Origin of the sequence: Mesorhizobium silamurunense, assembly GCF_014843905.1 — a bacterium.
In the GTDB taxonomy this organism is placed as follows: Bacteria; Pseudomonadota; Alphaproteobacteria; order Rhizobiales; family Rhizobiaceae; genus Mesorhizobium; species Mesorhizobium silamurunense.
The window spans coordinates 24,327-39,992 of record NZ_LPVS01000105.1 but is presented as its reverse complement, the minus strand read 5'-3'; the positions used below and the strand labels follow the sequence as shown (position 1 = coordinate 39,992).

12 protein-coding genes and 3 pseudogenes are annotated in these 15,666 nt (G+C 64.4%); 6 read left to right on the top strand and 9 right to left on the bottom strand.

Annotated elements, in window-relative coordinates:
* Positions 1-45 precede the first annotated feature (45 nt).
* A complete protein-coding gene (gene dnaG / locus AU465_RS32025) occupies positions 46-1,998 on the bottom strand; it encodes a DNA primase (protein ID WP_192256886.1) in 1,953 nt (650 codons plus the stop codon).
* Between the two features lie 138 nt (positions 1,999-2,136).
* A complete protein-coding gene (locus tag AU465_RS32020) occupies positions 2,137-2,499 on the bottom strand; it encodes an RcnB family protein (RefSeq protein WP_192256884.1) in 363 nt (120 codons plus the stop codon).
* A gap of 364 nt (positions 2,500-2,863) precedes the next feature.
* Here AU465_RS32020 and AU465_RS32015 point away from each other — a divergent pair, with 364 nt between their 5' ends.
* From AU465_RS32015 to AU465_RS32005, 3 genes and pseudogenes are all read left to right on the top strand, one after another.
* Positions 2,864-4,528 (top strand): Na/Pi cotransporter family protein, encoded by a 1,665-nt coding sequence (locus AU465_RS32015; protein ID WP_192256882.1) that lies wholly within the window; start codon positions 2,864-2,866, stop codon positions 4,526-4,528.
* Positions 4,529-4,632: 104 nt separating this feature from the next.
* Positions 4,633-4,842, top strand: coding sequence for a DUF2061 domain-containing protein (locus AU465_RS32010; protein ID WP_312891340.1), 210 nt, complete (start codon positions 4,633-4,635; stop codon positions 4,840-4,842).
* 118 nt (positions 4,843-4,960) lie between these two features.
* A pseudogene (locus AU465_RS32005) lies at positions 4,961-6,136 on the top strand (MFS transporter); the annotation flags it as partial.
* Positions 6,137-6,171: 35 nt separating this feature from the next.
* Here the strand turns inward: AU465_RS32005 and AU465_RS37895 are convergent.
* Complete coding sequence (locus tag AU465_RS37895) at positions 6,172-7,548, bottom strand: aminotransferase-like domain-containing protein (protein WP_192256880.1); 1,377 nt, start codon at positions 7,546-7,548, stop codon at positions 6,172-6,174.
* Between the two features lie 113 nt (positions 7,549-7,661).
* Here AU465_RS37895 and AU465_RS31995 point away from each other — a divergent pair, with 113 nt between their 5' ends.
* Entirely contained in the window at positions 7,662-8,048 is a 387-nt protein-coding gene (locus AU465_RS31995; RefSeq protein WP_192256879.1) for a DUF983 domain-containing protein, read from the top strand.
* Positions 8,049-8,079: 31 nt separating this feature from the next.
* Here AU465_RS31995 and AU465_RS31990 read toward each other — a convergent pair whose 3' ends face one another.
* Positions 8,080-8,637: a GNAT family N-acetyltransferase gene (locus tag AU465_RS31990; protein ID WP_192256877.1), complete on the bottom strand. Its 558-nt coding sequence runs from the start codon at positions 8,635-8,637 to the stop codon at positions 8,080-8,082.
* A gap of 51 nt (positions 8,638-8,688) precedes the next feature.
* Positions 8,689-9,211 (bottom strand): annotated as a pseudogene (locus AU465_RS31985) (DNA helicase).
* 284 nt (positions 9,212-9,495) lie between these two features.
* On the opposite strand from AU465_RS31985, the gene AU465_RS31980 reads away from it, so the two are divergent.
* Positions 9,496-10,500, top strand: coding sequence for a hypothetical protein (locus AU465_RS31980; protein WP_192256875.1), 1,005 nt, complete (start codon positions 9,496-9,498; stop codon positions 10,498-10,500).
* A 21-nt stretch (positions 10,501-10,521) separates the two neighbouring features.
* Here the strand turns inward: AU465_RS31980 and AU465_RS31975 are convergent, their stop codons facing one another.
* The gene (locus tag AU465_RS31975; RefSeq protein ID WP_192256873.1) at positions 10,522-10,809 is read right to left on the bottom strand and encodes a hypothetical protein; all 288 of its coding nucleotides are present in this window, start codon (positions 10,807-10,809) and stop codon (positions 10,522-10,524) included.
* A gap of 303 nt (positions 10,810-11,112) precedes the next feature.
* Positions 11,113-11,562, bottom strand: coding sequence for a GatB/YqeY domain-containing protein (locus AU465_RS31970; RefSeq protein WP_192256871.1), 450 nt, complete (start codon positions 11,560-11,562; stop codon positions 11,113-11,115).
* A gap of 270 nt (positions 11,563-11,832) precedes the next feature.
* Here AU465_RS31970 and carA point away from each other — a divergent pair.
* Positions 11,833-13,087, top strand: a pseudogene (gene carA / locus AU465_RS31965) (glutamine-hydrolyzing carbamoyl-phosphate synthase small subunit).
* Between the two features lie 17 nt (positions 13,088-13,104).
* On the opposite strand, the gene AU465_RS31960 reads toward carA, so the two are convergent.
* Together AU465_RS31960 and ypfJ are read right to left on the bottom strand one after the other, a co-directional pair.
* Positions 13,105-14,373 (bottom strand): TCR/Tet family MFS transporter, encoded by a 1,269-nt coding sequence (locus AU465_RS31960; protein ID WP_192256869.1) that lies wholly within the window; start codon positions 14,371-14,373, stop codon positions 13,105-13,107.
* Between the two features lie 248 nt (positions 14,374-14,621).
* Positions 14,622-15,521 carry a KPN_02809 family neutral zinc metallopeptidase gene (ypfJ, locus tag AU465_RS31955; protein WP_192256867.1) on the bottom strand — a complete coding sequence of 300 codons (900 nt, stop codon included), beginning with the start codon at positions 15,519-15,521 and terminating at the stop codon, positions 14,622-14,624.
* Positions 15,522-15,666 lie beyond the last annotated feature (145 nt).

The window sequence follows — 15,666 nt, the reverse complement described above, 5'->3', positions numbered from 1 at the left end:
GACGCGCCTTGAGCATTTCCACTTCATTTCGGGGCAGACCTGAACCTAAACGCGCCCAACCCTGCCTGATGAAACGCCGAACCCTTCGATCAGCGCTTCCGTTGCCTGCACATCGTTGAATTGCGCTTGAATCTCGACGAGATGCCGGAAGTTTTCATCCGAAGGGTCTGCGTCGAGCGCCGCCTGCGCCTGTTTCAGCTCTCTATGTAAGGTGCGCGCGCTGCGCTGCAAGTGCAGCGCCTGGCTGAAGGCGTCGCGGGCATCGTCGAGCGCCGCGGTTTCGAGCGCCGGCCACTGCCGCGCCCGCTTGATCAGCGCCACCGCACGCTCCCAGATGCCACCGCACCCGGCGCGCTCGATCGTGGCGATCACCGCGTCGCGGTCGTCGGCCGCGTCATGCGCCATCGCATCGAGGATCGCAGCATGCAGCCGCCGCAAATCCGAGTTGGCAAGGTCGAGGAATTCGACATGCGCGAAATTCTCGTCGATAAGCGGGGGGTGGTTGATCAGCGCGACGATGATCGTCGCCTCGCGCACCGACATGCCCTCGCCCGTCCGCTTGACCAGCGCCGAGCGGCCGAGGCTTTCGGTAATGGCGGCGCGCGCGCCGGCCGCGCCCCGGCCAAACGCCCCGCCTGGCGCCGAACCTCTGCCGCGCTCGCCCGGCCGGCCGTCCTGGCGTCCCCCTTGGTGACCTTGCCGTGCCCCGCGCTGCGAGCCGAAGAAGCTCAGCACGCGTTCGCGCATCTCCTGTTGATAATGATAGCGCAGGCTTTCGTCGCGGATGCGGCCGGTGATCTCGCGCAGCGTCTTTTCGAGCTCGGCGCGCCGCTCCGGCGTGTCGAAGACGCCACCTGCAGTCTCGCGCATCCACAAAAGGTCGGCGAGCGGCCTTGCTTCCGCCAGCACCGCGCGGAAGGCGTCCGGTCCATCCGCCTTGACCAGATCGTCCGGGTCCTTGCCTTCGGGCAGCAGCGCGAAGCGCGCCGAGCGCCCGGGCTGGATCGCCGGTAGCGCGAGGTCGGCGGCGCGCCAGGCGGCCTTCAGCCCGGCCTGGTCGCCGTCGAAGCAAAGCACCGGCTCGCCGGCCATGCGCCACAGCAGCTCGAGCTGGTTTTCGGTGAGCGCCGTGCCGAGCGGCGCCACGGCATTCTCGAAGCCGGCCTGCGCCAGCGCGATCACGTCCATATAGCCTTCGACGGCGATCACCGTGCCGCCCTTCGCCAGCGCCTTTCGGGCACGGGCGAAATTGTAGAGCACATTGCCCTTGTGGAAGAGCTCGGTCTCGGGCGAGTTCATGTATTTGGCTAAAGCGTCCGGCGCCAGCGCCCGGCCGCCGAAGGCGATGATCTTGCCGCGCGAGTCCGGTATGGGAAACATGATGCGGTCGCGGAACCAGTCGTAGGAGACCGGAATGTCGTCGCCATGCCGCACCAGTCCGCAAGCCTCGATGTCGGCCTTCGGCACGCCCTTGGCGGCGAGGTATTCCTTGAGCGCATTGCGGCTGTCCGGCGCGTAGCCGAGCCGGAACGACTGCTGCGTCGCCGGCGTCAGGCCGCGATCGCGCAGATAGGCGCGGGCCTTAGCGCCTTCCGGTCCCTGCAGCCGCTCCTGGAAGAAGACCGTCGCCATCTCCATCACGTCGGTCAGGCCGGCGCGTTCCTTCTCGCGCCGCCCTTCCGCGGCGTCGCGCACCGGCATCGGCACGCCGGCCATGTCGGCGATCTTTTCGACGGCTTCGGGAAAGCTCATGCCGTCGAGCTCGGTCAGGAACTTGAAATGATCGCCCGAGACCGAGCAGCCGAAACAATGATAGCGCCCCTTCTTGTCCTCGCAGTGGAAGGATGGGCTCTTCTCGCCGTGGAACGGGCAGCAGGCCCAATAGTCGCCGCGCGGCGCATTGGTCTTCTTCCTGTCCCAGCTGACGCGCTGGCCGATCACCGAGGAAATCGGCACGCGGTCGCGGATCTCGTCGAGGAAGGCGGGCGGAAAGCGCATCGGGAAAGCTCTTTTGCCCTCCATATAATCGAGCCGCCAGGGCGCGACGACTCCTAAAGGCCGTCGTACCCGCTTTTCACAGACAAAAAGAAGGCGGCCGCCCGGCCGCCCTTCCGTTGTGTTCGGACCGTCGCCGGATCAGTGCGCGGCGATCGCGCCGAAGATGATGCCGGAGACGATGCTGACCAGCAGGTAGTCGTTGCCGACGCGGATCCATTCCTGGCCGGGACCCGGACGGCGCAGGCCATAGCGGTTCCAGTCGCGCACCGCCTGATGGCGCTTCCAGTTCGAGTATTTCTGGCCGCTGCGCCAATGGCTGCGCTTTACCACGACCTTTTTCTTCACGACACGCTTCGCGACATGCCGGCCCGGCTTCCGCCAGTCGACCTGGGCATAGTTCAACTGCGGCGCGCTGGGCTGAACGAGCGGCGCGGCCTGGCCCGAGAAGGCCGAGGCGGCCAGCATCGAGGCGGTGACGGCGGAAAGTATGAGACGCTTCATGGTCGGGTGCTCCTTGGTTATCGATAGGCAGGGAGATAACCGGGCCCGTATGAACCGAAACTGAATGTCAGGATTACAATCCTGTAATGATTTCCGATGCTTATATTAGCTGCTTCAACAATCTACAGAGATCAGGCCAATCGTCGGCTCGGCATGCGCGTGATATCCGCCGTCCGTTTCACAGGCGGCATGCAACCAATGTGCCCTCTATCCATTTCCGACACGCGCCGTCGCGTGCCGAACGTCGGCAGAATCGGGCAAAATTTATTATCCGGCTAATGTAAGCTGCTGTAGTCTTCATCTTCGAAATGCTCGCGATTCGTTCCCTTTTCCGCTTCCTGGCCGCCTCGTCGCGAGGCCTGGCATGAGCGGTTCCGTCGTCCTTCTGCACCTTGCCGGCGCGGTGGCGCTGATGCTTTTTGCCACCCGCTTGGTGAAGACCGGCGTCGAACGCGCCTATGGCGATGTGCTGCGCCACAGGCTGCGCGCCACCATGCGCAATCCGCTGATGGCGGTGCTGGCCGGCTGCGGTCTCGCGATTGCCTTGCAGAGTTCCACCGCCGTCACGCTCTTGGTCGGCTCCTTCGCCGGCGCCGGCATCGTATCGGGCGCCGCCGGGCAGCTTGCCGTGCGCGGCGCCGAGATCGGCTCGGCGCTGGTGGTCAAGCTGCTGACCTTCGACCTGTCGCTCCTGGTGCCGGTCTGCCTCGTCGCCGGAACCTTCATGTTCATGGCCACCGAGAGGCGTGACTGGCGCCAGTTCGGCCGTATCCTGGTCGGCATCGGGCTATTGCTGCTGTCGCTGGAGATGATCGGCCAGGCCTCGGAACCGTTGCGCCAGAGCACGCTGATGCCGATGATCGTCAACTATTTTTCGGGCGACTTCGTCACCGCCTATCTGCTGGCCGCGCTGATCACCTGGCTGTTCCATTCCTCCATCGCCGCCGTGCTGTTGCTGGTGACGCTGGCCGGCCGCGGTTTCGTCCCCCCGGAACTCGGCATCGTGCTGGTGCTCGGCGTCAATCTCGGCTCCTCGATCATCGCGCCGCTGCTCACCCGCAATGCCGATCCGGGCGTGCGCGTGGTGCCGATCGGCAATCTCTTGATGCGCGGCATGGGTTCGCTCGTGATGCTGATCCTGTTCATGACGCTGAAGCCGCCGGTCGGCTTTCTCGGCGTGACCGGGCCGGACCAGATCGTCAACGCCCACATCCTTTTCAATGTGATCATCCTGCTGGCTGGGCTGCCGCTCGCCGGCCTCGTCTATCGCGCTTCCGAGAAGATCGTGGCGCTCGGCCCCGCGCCGGCGCCGGCGGCAGCGCTCGACGTCGTCGAATTGTCGGCGCTAAACGAGAGCGCGCTCGACACGCCGAGCCAGGCGCTGGCCAATGCCACGCGCGAGGTGGTGCGGGTCTGCGAGACGGTCGAGATCATGCTGAAGCGCATCATCGAGCTCTACGAGAGCGCCGACGCCGGCAAGATCAAGGCGCTGGCCGCGCTCGACGACCGGGTCGACCAGAAGCACGCGGCGATCAAGCTCTATCTGGCCAAGGTCACCAAGAACCCCTTGAGCGAGGACGAGGCGCTGCGCTGCCAGGAACTGATCGGCGCCTGCGTCAAGCTGGAGCAGGTCGGCGACATCATCGTGCGCAACATGCTGGTGCATGTCAGGAAGAAGCTGGAGCGCGGGCTGGAATTCACGCCCGAGGGCTGGCGCGAGCTTTGCGCCTTCCATGCCTCGGTGCTCGCCAACGCGCGGCTTGCCTTCAACGTGCTGGTCTCGCGCGATCCCGAGACCGCGCGGCAACTGGTGCTGGAAAAGGACCTGTTGCGCGAGCGCGAGAAAGAGACCAGCGCGAGCCACTTTGTCCGGTTGCGCGATGGCACCGCCAAGAGCGTCGAGACCAGTTCGATCCACCTCGATACCATCCGCGACCTGAAGCAGATCAATTCACTGCTGGCTTCCATGGCCTACCCGGTGCTGGAGGAGCGCGGCCTGCTTGGCGGCTCGCGGCTGAAGGCGAGCTAGGCATCGATCGACACGGCGCGTCGGCCCGGACAAAATTTAGTCTTTGCTCATCCTCGCATCCGTCGGCTAAGGAATATCTGAGGCCCAACGGGAGGATGATTTAGGTGATTGACACCCATTCGCGCAGCTTCGCCAAGGCGCTTTCCTGGCGCGCCACCGGCACGATCGATACCATGATCATCTCGCTCGTGGTGACCGGAAGCGTCAAGCTCGCGGCAACCATCGGCTTGACCGAAGTCCTCACCAAATCGCTGCTCTATTATCTGCATGAGCGGGCGTGGCTGAAAATCCCATACGGGAGAAACGGCAGATAGCGGTGCGGACGACCCGGGTACGGTCCGTCAAGAAAAGCTAAAGCGGCATCGACAATTTCTGCATTGCCGGCAACGGCCATCCGTGGTTTGACGCCCCGCATTCATTCCCATTTGAGCCATGCTGCCCCTTATCGCCTTGTTCATTGCCGCCTTCGCTTTCGGCACGACTGAATTCGTCATCGCCGGCGTGTTGCCGGAGGTGGCGGAAGGCCTGGGTGTGTCCGTGCCCACTGCCGGCTATCTTGTTTCCGGCTATGCCTGCGGCATCGCCATCGGTGGTCCTCTTCTGGCGCTTGCGACAGCCAAGGTCTCGCGAAAGGCGCTGCTCATAGGACTGACGATTGCCTTCACCCTTGGCCAGGCGGCTTGCGCGCTGGCGCCCGATTTCACCTCGATGCTTCTGCTGCGCGTCGCGACTGCCGTGGCGCATGGCTGCTATTTCGGCGTCGCCATGGTGGTCGCGGTCGGCCTGGTGCGCGAGGACCAGCGCGGTCGGGCTGTGGCGGTCATCCTCTCGGGGCTGACCGTCTCCAACGTTATCGGCGTGCCGGCCGGCACCGCGATCGGCGGCCTCTGGGGCTGGCGGGCGACCTTCTGGGTGATGTGCGCGCTGGGTGTCGTCGCCATCGCCGCCATGGCCGCGCTGCTGCCGCGCGCCGCAGGCGCCGCCGACCGGCCAGCCGGCCTTGCGCGCGAAGTGCGCGTGCTGGGACGCCAGCAAGTCTGGACCTCGCTCATCCTGATGCTGATGCTGATGATCGGCCAGTTCGGCCTGTTCACCTACATCACGCCGACGCTGCTCGAAGTCACCGGCCTCGACGAGAGCCTGATCCCCTGGGTGCTGCTGCTCAACGGCGTCGGCGCCACGATTGGCGTTCTTTTGGGCGGCAAGCTTGCCGACTGGAAGCTGATGCCGTCGCTGATCGCCATGCTCTTCCTGCAGGCGGTGATGCTAGGCATCATCTATGCGGTCAGCCCCTACCCGGTGCCGATGATCGTTGCGATCGTCCTCTGGGGCGGTCTCAACTTCGCCATCGGCGCACCGATCCAGACCCGCATCCTGGCCTGGACGGCGGACGCCTCGAACCTGGCCTCCTCGCTCATTCCGTCCGGCTTCAATGTCGGCATCGCGCTCGCCGCATCGCTGGGCGCCGCGATGCTCAATGCCGGCTTGGGCTATCGCAGCCTGCCGCTTGCAGGTGTGCTCGCCATGCTGGTAGCCGTGGTGGTCGCACTCGCCTCGCAGGCTTGGGAATGGCGCAGCCGCGCAACGCCGCCGCTGCCAGCCGCAGCGGTTAAGGCCGCCGCTCCGCCGCCGCCTGGATTACATCAAACCGGCGCGGGCGAGGATTCGAAGCGATTGGCAAGGATCGACAGCAAATTGCGCAGGCCCTCCTCCAGCCTTTCCCTGCTGGATGCCGCGCCCAGCGCCAGGCGCAAGCCGTCGGCAACGCCGGGCGCGACGGAAAATTCCTCGGCCGGACTGATGGCCAATCCGCGGCGCCGGGCCGCGTCGACGAGCTCTGAAGAGCGCGGCCGCCCCGCAAGCGGATACCAGAGATGCAGGCTCGATTCCGCCGAGGCGAACCCCGCCGGCAGGATCTTGCGCGTGATCTTCTGCCTGGCTTCCGCTTCGGCACGCACCGCGGCCGTGATCTCGCCGGCCAGGCCGCTTCGCACCCATTCGCAGGCGAGACCCGTCATCAGCGGCGGCGCCATCATCGTGGTGCCCCGGATTGCCGCCGCGATCCGCTCGACGGCTTCCGCATTGGGCGCGGCCAGGAAGGCGGTGCGCAGGAAAGGCGAGATGCATTTCGCCAATGTCGCGACATGGAAGGTCCGCTCCGGCGCGAGACTAAGGAAAGCTGTTGGGGAAGCAGTCAGCAACGGACTGTAGGGATCGTCCTCGACGATCAAGAGGTTCAGCTTGCCCGCCATCCGCGCCAGGTCCCGGCGCCGGCCCTCAGGCATGGTGGCTGCCGTGGGATTGTGGAGCGTCGGGTTGAGATAGAGGACGCTGGCACCGTGCCGTCGCGCCGCTTCCTCCAGATAGTCGGGACGCATGCCGTCATCGTCACGGCCGACACCGGCCAGTTTCCGCCCCGTGGCCCCGGCCAGCGCGATCAGGCCGGGATAGGTCAGCGCCTCGGTGAGGATCGTGTCGCCCTCGTGGGTTTGCGACAGCAGCACGGCCGCAAGCAGCGCCTGCGCCCCCGAACCGACAGCCACGCGCTCGACCGGCGGCCTGTCGCCGGTTGCCGCAAGCCATGACGAGCCGGCGGCGCGTTCGGCGGGCGAACCCGGGCCGGGATGGTAGGAAAGCAGCGCTTCCGCGCTGGAACGTTTGAGCAGTCCCTCGATGCCGCTCCGGATCAATGCCGGCAGGCTGAGGCCCGAAGGCGCCGGCGGAATGTTCATGCTCAGATCGAGGATCGGCTCTTCCGGCTCGCCGGGCGTGACGAAGGTGCCGCGGCCGGCCGTTGCGTCGATCAGATTCCTGCGGCGGGCTTCGGTGAAAGCCCTGGTGACCGTGGTCAGATCCACGCCAAGGAAACGGGCAAGCTCGCGTTGCGGCGGCAGCCTGTCCCCCGGCTGCAGTCGGCCGCTCGAGCGGGCAGCCGCAAGCGCATCGACAATTCTGAGATAGATCGGCCGATGGCCCTCCTCCAAGGGAGAAAGCCAGCCGAGGTCGCTCTCGCCGTTCATGCTATCTTTGTCCATACATTTTGTCGCATTGTATGCATACAATCATGATACTAGTATGTATCGGTGACCTCAAGGCCGATCGACCGCCATGCGAGGTCCCTGGAGCGACAACCATGCAAGATCACGCGCACTACCCCCACCTCGAACCCTGGCGGGTCGGTATCCGTGGCCGCTGCCCGCGTTGCGGGGAAGGCCGGCTGTTCGAAGGGTTTCTGAAGCTGGCGCCGAAATGCGATGTCTGCGGGCTCGACTATTCCTTTGCCGACCCGGCGGATGGGCCCGCCTTCTTCGTCATCTGCTTTGCCTGCGTGCCCTCCATGCTGTTCGCTGTCTGGGCACAGGTGACTTTCGAGCCGTCCATGTGGTTCCACGCCTTCGTCTCGGTGCCCATAATTCTGGCGACCTGCATTCCGCCGCTCAGGCCGCTGAAAGGCTGGCTTGTCGCGAGCCAGTACTACTACAAGGCCGAAGAAGGAAGACTGGCCAAGCCCGGCGAATAGGCGCATCAGGCTCCATTGCCCGTGAACATACCTAAAGGTCGATCCGGTACTTGAGGCTCTCCGCGCCGCCATAGGCGGCGACCTTGGCGAACCGCCCGACGAGAATGCCGCCATTGGCGAGCACCACCTTCTGGGACGCAAGATTGTCAAGATCCGTGGTGATCTCGACATAGTCGAGGCCCACCGCCCTCGCCTCGTCGAGCATCAGGCGCAGCGCCTCGGTGGCGTAGCCGCGCCGCTCCTTCCACGGCACAACGGCATAACCGATATGGCCGAGCACGTGCGGCGGCAGCGCCGACGTGCCCTTCTGCCAGCGAAGCCCGATCGAGCCGGCAACCTCGCCATCCCAGATCCAGCGCCGAAACCCCGGCAGGCGCGGCACCGTCGTGCCGTCCGGCAAGGCGATGCGCGGCCCCTTGGCTTCGGGATCGTCAAGGCTGGCGAGAAAGGCGACGGGATCTTCCTCGATGGCCGCGAGCTGCTCGCGCGTAGCCTCCATCAGCCGGACATTGTCCGGCGACCAGCCGCGCTCCAGCGCCGCCTTGTAGGACGGCAGGTGTTCGAGCGCGGGTTTGACGATTTCGACCATGATCCGTGTCCCTTTGCAGACCGGCAGGCATAGTGGCAGTCAGGATTGCTCTCAAGCCGCATGGAAGCGGAGTTCGCCCTTGTTCAGGAAGCACGTCTTGTCGAACAGCGACAAATCCAAAGGGTTCGGCAGCCGGACGTCGTCAAGGTCGGGAAACGGCTTCCGGGACGGATCGTACGACCGGTCGATCTGCGAGATGAAGACCAGGATCAGTCCCTGTTCGCGGGCAAAAGCCCGGAGCCTGCGGACCTGCACTGTCCGTGTGCGTATACTCCAGCGTGAAAAACACGCTGCGATGGCCGGACTTCATCGCCTCGACCGCAAGCTCGAGACTCATCAGGGTCTTGCCCTGCCGCGGCCTGGCGCCGACCAGCACCAGGTCACCAGGCGCGAGTTGCGCAAGCAGGCTGCCGGCGGGTGTGGCTTCAGCGGCTTTGGCCGCGAGCAGGCTCCAACTGGCGAAACCCTCCTCGGCAGCGGCACGATCGAGGGCCTGGTGAAGCGGCACTCTGTCCCTGCGGGACAGGAGCCTGGCCTGACGCTTCAGACGATAGACGGGCGCGGAAAGCCGCATCGAAAAAACCTCCTGGTGCGAGCAGTCTTCGCAACCCCTCCTTATGCCTGGTGCTCGAACAGTCGGTTCAGTGATCGAATGCCCCGCATGAACAATGCTTTCCCAACGGAGGGAGGAGGCGTGGGCGCGCCGAATCGCATGATACCCCAACGCGAACAGACCGGAAATCACGGATACTCAGGACACGCTAAACTAGAAGTGTTTCGCCGATTGGCGCGCGGCCTTTTATGATTGGTAGAGGTGATTCACCATAAGCGATAACGGCTGGAGAGGGGAAATAATCGGTGCGCTCGAGATCTGTTCCGCTGGGTGTCGCTGTTCTCTGCCTCCTCGCCTTTGCCGCCGCGCTGGCGATGTCGGCCCGATCTTTCGCGGCGCTGCGGTCCTCAAGCATTCCGGCATGGCTGCAGGCTCATGTCGGCGAAGGCGACGGTCAGATCGCTCAGGTGGTCCTGGAACGGGCGCGCGCGCTTTACCTGAAGAAGGTGAGCGAAGGTTCCGTGAAAAATCCCTGCTACTTCGCCATGGACGCGACCCGTCCCGGCGATTTGGGCAATGGCGTGTTGGGGCGCCGCTACTACATCGTCTGCGAGGCCGAGCAGTCGTTCCGCGCGGTCTCGGCCGGTCACGGCGGCGGCCGCGACCTGAAAGGCGTCGCCAATTTTTCCAACGGCAGACGATGCGCGAAGAACTTCGGCAACGCTTTTGATTCGGAACTGACGGCCGGCGGCGCCTACATGACGGCCGAGGCCAAAACCTCGTTCAAGGGTTATTATCGCGTCGGCGCGAAGCAGGATGCGATTTTCATGCGCACCTTCGTGCAGTTCGACGGCGAAGGCGAAACCGCCAACGCCAGGCAGCGCGTGATCGGCGGGCACCCGGCAGCGCTGCTGAGGGGAATGTGCCTTCGCAAAAGCCCGAACAGCTCATACGCCGACCACGATGGCTACGTGCCCTTTGGCAAGCTGGTGAACTATGCCGGCGGCCGCAGCAATGGTTGCACCAGTTGGTCGCCCGCGGATGCCGAGCAGATCATCCCGATGGTGAAGGACAACCCGACGACGCTCTACATCTATCCGGAATCTCGGGACATTGCCGCCATGGCGCGTACCGTGGCTGCCAGACAATCGATGTCGGCTACCGGACTGTACTGGAATGCATCCTGCCTGAAGGAGATCGGCGCGCCGAAATTCTGGCCGAAGAAGATGCTCGAGCCGATCATCGCGCAATACAAGAAGGATCACCCTTTGCCGCCTCCGCAGCCGGTGCCGATCTGCAAGGATCCGTGAGGTTCCCGCGGCTGCCTATCCCTACTGAAGCAACCCCTTGACGATGGCGCTTTGGCTTGGCGAAGTCCATCCGGCCGCCACGGCCTGCGCCCGTTCGCTTGCAAACATCGTGAGGCACCACTCCGATCGGAGTTCGTCGTGCCGCAGGATGTAGAGCGCGCCATCGCTGCCCTTGACCTTGCAATAGCGGTAATCGGCACCAAACCATTGGTCGACCACCTCGAAGACATCCACCTGGTCGCCGTTGAGGCAGAACCTTCGGGGCACTTCGACGTTGCCGTCCTGCCGGGTTTCGACCTTGATCCGCATACGCGCCTCCGCGCTTTGATAGAGGCTGATCGCTGCCTCTTCACCCAGACACTCGCCTGAATCCCTGCCACCCTGACCGGATCGGACGGGCCTCATCGCGGCGAAAACGGACAATCGCAAGGCGATCTACAGCACCTTCTCCAGAAATGCCTTCGTCCGCGCCTCTCTCGGGTGATCCAATATTTCCTCCGGCGAGCCATCATCCACGGCTTGACCTGGGCTTGGGTGCCCAGCCTTACATGGGCCTCACCGCGGGAGCGGCAAGAATGCCTGCTGCAGCAGTCCCCCTACTGCGGCAATCCCCTACTGCAGCAGCCCCTTGACGATGGCGCTTGCCTTGGCGAAGTCCATTTGGCCGGCATATTTCTGCTTGAGCGCGCCGATGACCTTGCCCATGTCCTTCTGGCTGGCCGCGCCTGTCGCGGCGATCGCCTCGCGCGCCGCCGCCGTGATCGCGGCATCGTCGAGTTGCGTCGGCAGGAACTCGCGGATGATCTCCATCTCGCCGCGCTCCTGAGCGGCCAGTTCCGGCCGCTTGCCGTCCTCGAAAGCCTTGGCCGATTCCTCGCGCTGCTTCACCATCTTGGCCAGGATCTGCAGGATCTCCTCCTCGCTCGCCGCCGGCTTGCCGGCGCCGCGATTGGCGATGTCGCGGTCGTGGATGGCGGCCTGGATCAGCCTGAGCGTCGGCAGCCGGTGCTTGTCCTGCGCCTTCATCGCGCTCTTCATGGATTCGGCGATTTTCTCGCGCATCGTGCTTCTCCTTCGAACGCGGCGGACAATAGCTTTGCCCGGCGCCCAAGGCAAATCCCGGCAAACTATTGATATTGCTTGGCGAAATAAATCGATTCCGTTCGCAGCAAGCGTCATTGACCGCTTTGGCGCCTTCCCCTATGTACTGAGCCTCGCATGAACTGAAAATCTGGTTGCGCGCAGGCTCGCGAATTCGCCGGTGCGCGCTGTTTGCTGCGCGGATCGTCCCGCAAACGGGATGATCTGGAAGCAGCCTCTAGGAGTGCCGCCATGGCCACGACCACCGCCTGGGCCACCGAAAAGCCGACCGCACTTCTGGTGCTCGCCGACGGCACGGTGATCGAGGGCCGCGGCCTCGGCGCCACCGGCTCGGCGGTCGCCGAAGTCTGCTTCAACACCGCGCTCACCGGTTACGAGGAGATCCTCACCGACCCCTCCTATGCCGGCCAGATCGTCACCTTCACCTTCCCGCATATCGGCAATGTCGGCACCAACAGCGAGGATATCGAAGACCTCAATCCTGCGGCGCGCGCAGGTGCCGTCGGCGCGATCTTCAAGGCCAATGTCACCGACCCGTCCAACTACCGGGCAGCCGGGCATCTCGATCAGTGGCTAAAGAAGCGCGGCATCGTCGCGCTTTCGGGTATCGACACTCGCGCTCTCACAGTGCTGATCCGTGAGAAAGGCATGCCCAACGCCGTCATTGCCCACGCGCCCGATGGCGTCTTCGACCTTGACGACCTGAAGCGCCGCGCCGCTGCCTGGTCGGGTCTGATCGGGCTGGACCTCGCCAAGGAAGTCACCTCGGGCCAGTCCTCGGTCTGGCGCGAGACGCCCTGGGCCTGGAACAAGGGTTTTGGCGAACAGGACGCGCCGTCGCTGCACGTGGTGGCGATCGACTATGGCGTCAAGCGCAACATCCTGCGCCTGCTCGCCGGTCTCGGCGCCAAGGTCACCGTCGTGCCGGCCAAGACCGGCGCGGAAGAAATCCTGGCCATGCAGCCGGACGGCATCTTCCTTTCCAACGGTCCCGGCGACCCGGAGGCGACCGGCGAATATGCCGTGCCGGTGATCCAGGATCTGCTGAAGACCGACATCCCGGTGTTCGGCATCTGCCTCGGTCACCAGATGCTGGCGCTGGCGCTCGGCGGCAGGACCGAGAAGATGCATCAGGGTCACCACGGCGCCAACCATCCGGTGAAGGACCACACGACCGGCAAGGTCGAAATCGTCTCGATGAACCATGGTTTCGCCGTCGACGCCGACTCGCTGCCCGAAGGTGTCGAGGAGACCCATGTCTCGCTCTTCGACGGCTCGAATTGCGGCATCGCGTTGCGAGGAGACCCATGTCTCGCTCTTCGACGGCTCGAATTGCGGCATCGCGTTGACCGGCCGGCCGGTGTTCTCGGTTCAGCACCATCCCGAGGCTTCGCCCGGCCCGCAGGATTCGCACTATCTCTTCCGTCGCTTCGTCAACCTCGTTCGCGAACGGCGCGGCGAGCCGGCGCTGGCCGAGCGCGCGTAACGCAAACCGGACGCGGCTCAGGCCGCGTCGGTCACCGCGTCCTCGGCGTGCATGCGCTCGACTTCCTTCGGCGTCGGCTTGGCCACTTTCGCCACGAAGACGATCACCGCCAGCGTCAGGAAAATCGCGCCGAGCACATAGGACGCTCCGCCGAACGCAACCGGCGCGCTCGGGCCGGTGAACCACGAGAAGATCGCAGTATAGAGCAGTGGCGTGATGATCGAGGTGATCGAGAAGATCGAGGTCATCGCGCCCTGCAGTTCGCCCTGCGCCGAAGGCGGCACCTTGGCCGCGGCGAGGCTTCTTAGCGGCGGGTCGGCAAGCGCTTCCAGGCAGCCGGCGACGATCACCGCATAGATCATCCAGCCTTGTGTCGCAAACGCATAGCCGAAGGCGCTGAGCGCCGTGAAGGTTAGGCCGATCGCCGCCGTCTTCCATTCGCCGAGGTTGGGGATGACGCGCGGCAGCACGGTCGCCATGACGATCGCGCCGCACAGGCCGAAGGCGCCGAGCGAGAAGCCGATCTGCTGCTCGTTCCAGCCATAGCGGTAGTTTGAAACGAAGGACCACACCGCCGGATACATCATGTGGCCGAGCGTCATCAGGAAGAAGACGAGCCCGATCCAGCCGATGCCGGGATAGTTGCGCATCTGGACGAGCGTGCCGACCGGATTGGCGCGTTTCCACTCGAAGCGGCGGCGATGCTGCTCGTCGAGCGTCTCCGGCAGCAGGAACATCGCGATCAGGAAGTTCACGAAGGCAAGCCCGGCGGCGAAATAGAAAGGCACACGCGGCCCGAACGTGCCGAGCAGGCCGCCGAGCACCGGGCCGATGACGAAGCCGACGCTGAAGGCGATGCCGAGCAGGCCGAAATTCTTGGCCCTGTTCTCGTCGTTCGAGATGTCGGCGATGAAGGCCGATGTCGTCGAGTAGCTGGCGCCGGAAATGCCGGCGAGCACGCGGCCGATGAACAGCATCGGATAGGACCAGGCGATGGCGCAGATCAGGTTGTCGATCGAAAAGGTGAGCACCGAGGCGAGCAGGATCGGCCGCCGGCCGAAACGGTCGCTCAAGCCGCCGATGACCGGCGCGAAGAAAAACTGCATCGCCGCATAGACGAAGAACAGCCAGCCGCCCTCGATCGCCGCCTCGCTGACGCCGACACCGGTCAGCTCCTGCAGATAGGCCGGCAGCACCGGCATGATGATGCCGAAGCCGATGACGTCGAGCAGAAGCGTGGTGAAAACGAGCGCAAGGCCCCGCTTGGCGGTCCTGGGGTCGATCATGGTGACAAGCTCCTCGGCCGCCAAAAGCATGTCTCCCGAAAGTGGAAACCGGTTCGGGATGAAGGCATGCGTAAATTCAAAAAACCTAAAGCGCGTCGCCTGACTCCGTTTCAGCGCGATGCGCTTCAGGGCACAGGCGAGATGCACCTTATAGGCGAGCTTGTCGCCCGGAACAATAAGCGAACGACCGCAGCTGCCTCATCCTGACATCAGTCGATGCGGAAGGACGGCAGCCCTACATCGCCGCCTCAGACCGGATTGTTGAACGTATCGCAGTCCGAAAGCTTGCCGCTCTTGTAACCGCGCGCCAGCCAGGTCTGCCGCTGCGCCGACGTGCCGTGGTTGAAGCTTTCCGGCACGACATAGCCCTGCATCTTCTTCTGCAGCGTGTCGTCGCCGATCTGCTTGGCGGCATTCAGCGCGCTTTCCATGTCGCCCTGTTCCAAGATGCCCTTCTGCGCGGTGTAGTGGGCCCAGACACCTGCGAAACAGTCGGCTTGGAGCTCGACCTTCACCGACATCTGGTTGGCCTCGGCCTCGCCCATGCTCGGCCGCATCTGGTTGAACTTCTGCATGATGCCGGTGAGGTTCTGCACGTGGTGGCCGACCTCATGCGCGATCACATAGGCCCGCGCGAATTCGCCCGAAGCGCCGAACTGCTGGTCGAGCTGCTGGAAGAAGGTCATGTCGAGATAGACCTTGTGGTCGCCCGGGCAATAGAACGGTCCCGCCGCCGACGAGGCAAAGCCGCAGGCCGAGCGGATCTGGCCGCTGAACAGAACCAGCTTGGGGTCCTCATAGCTCAAACCATTGGCCTTGAAGATACCGGTCCAGGTGTCCTCGGTCTCGGCGAGCACCGTCGCCACGAACTGCTTCATCTCATCGGAAGCAGGCGCCCCGGTGCTGTCCTGCGCGCCGCTGTTGTCGGTGATCTGGCCGCCGCCGTCGCCCAGGATCTGCGATGGATCGAAGCCGAAATACCATCCGGCAAGCACGACGAGGATGACCAGGATGATGCTCGAGCCGCCGCCGGCGCGGCCACCGATCGGAATGCGGAACTGACCGGGGCTGCCGCCGCCGAATCCGCCGCCGCTATCGCCGCGCTGATCTTCGATGTTGTCGCTCTGACGACGGCCTCTCCAAAGCATGGCAACTCCTCGTGCTGCGAATATCTGGAAGGCCAGGCTCGCGACCGCTCCCTCCGCAAACAATTATCCCAATGGTCAGGTCAAGTCACAGCATTTTTCGCAGCCGAAATACGACTTGGCGACTGCGTTGGATCCCAGACGAGCC

Excerpts from the sequence above, each read along its gene's own strand:
- dnaG (WP_192256886.1), bottom strand. The coding sequence starts at position 1,998 with ATGCGCTTTCCGCCCGCCTTCCTCGACGAGATCCGCGACCGCGTGCCG.
- AU465_RS32020 (WP_192256884.1), bottom strand. The coding sequence starts at position 2,499 with ATGAAGCGTCTCATACTTTCCGCCGTCACCGCCTCGATGCTGGCCGCC.
- AU465_RS32015 (WP_192256882.1), top strand. The coding sequence starts at position 2,864 with ATGAGCGGTTCCGTCGTCCTTCTGCACCTTGCCGGCGCGGTGGCGCTG.
- AU465_RS37895 (WP_192256880.1), bottom strand. The coding sequence starts at position 7,548 with ATGAACGGCGAGAGCGACCTCGGCTGGCTTTCTCCCTTGGAGGAGGGC.
- AU465_RS31995 (WP_192256879.1), top strand. The coding sequence starts at position 7,662 with ATGCAAGATCACGCGCACTACCCCCACCTCGAACCCTGGCGGGTCGGT.
- AU465_RS31990 (WP_192256877.1), bottom strand. The coding sequence starts at position 8,637 with ATGGTCGAAATCGTCAAACCCGCGCTCGAACACCTGCCGTCCTACAAG.
- AU465_RS31975 (WP_192256873.1), bottom strand. The coding sequence starts at position 10,809 with ATGCGGATCAAGGTCGAAACCCGGCAGGACGGCAACGTCGAAGTGCCC.
- AU465_RS31970 (WP_192256871.1), bottom strand. The coding sequence starts at position 11,562 with ATGCGCGAGAAAATCGCCGAATCCATGAAGAGCGCGATGAAGGCGCAG.
- AU465_RS31960 (WP_192256869.1), bottom strand. The coding sequence starts at position 14,373 with ATGATCGACCCCAGGACCGCCAAGCGGGGCCTTGCGCTCGTTTTCACC.
- ypfJ (WP_192256867.1), bottom strand. The coding sequence starts at position 15,521 with ATGCTTTGGAGAGGCCGTCGTCAGAGCGACAACATCGAAGATCAGCGC.